Consider the following 579-nt stretch of genomic DNA (forward strand, 5'->3'; position numbering starts at 1 on the left):
AAAAAAAAAGCCACCCTAGATAGGATGGCTTTTTTATGACTAATTCATAATCTCATTACTGAGACTTAAGTCTTAGTTCAATACGTTAGCAACAACACCAGCGCCTACAGTACGGCCACCTTCACGAATAGCGAAGCGTAGACCTTTGTCCATAGCGATTGGGTGGATAAGCTCTACGCCCATCTCAACGTTATCACCAGGCATGACCATTTCAGTACCGTCTTGTAATTGGATTGCGCCAGTTACGTCAGTGGTACGGAAGTAGAACTGTGGACGATAGCCGTTTAGGAATGGTGTGTGACGACCACCCTCTTCTTTTGACAGTACGTATACTTCGGCGTCAAATTTGGTGTGAGGCGTGATTGAACCTGGCTTCGCTAGTACTTGGCCACGTTGTACGTCTTCACGCTTAGTACCACGTAGTAGTACGCCACAGTTTTCGCCAGCACGACCTTCGTCAAGCAGTTTACGGAACATCTCTACACCAGTACAGGTGGTTTTTTGAGTGTCACGGATACCAACGATTTCGATTTCGTCACCAACTTTTACGATACCAGATTCAACACGGCCAGTTACTAC

The 579-nt window shown here is 46.1% G+C and carries 1 protein-coding gene; it reads right to left on the bottom strand.

All coding sequences use genetic code 11. From position 1 onward, the window contains the following. Positions 1-72: 72 nt before the first annotated feature. The coding region (locus tag AC58CZ_RS13230; RefSeq protein WP_497413156.1) for an EF-Tu C-terminal domain-related protein at positions 73-579 on the bottom strand (507 nt) is incomplete at its 5' end.

Source organism: Psychrobacter sp. CR212, from assembly GCF_059693765.1.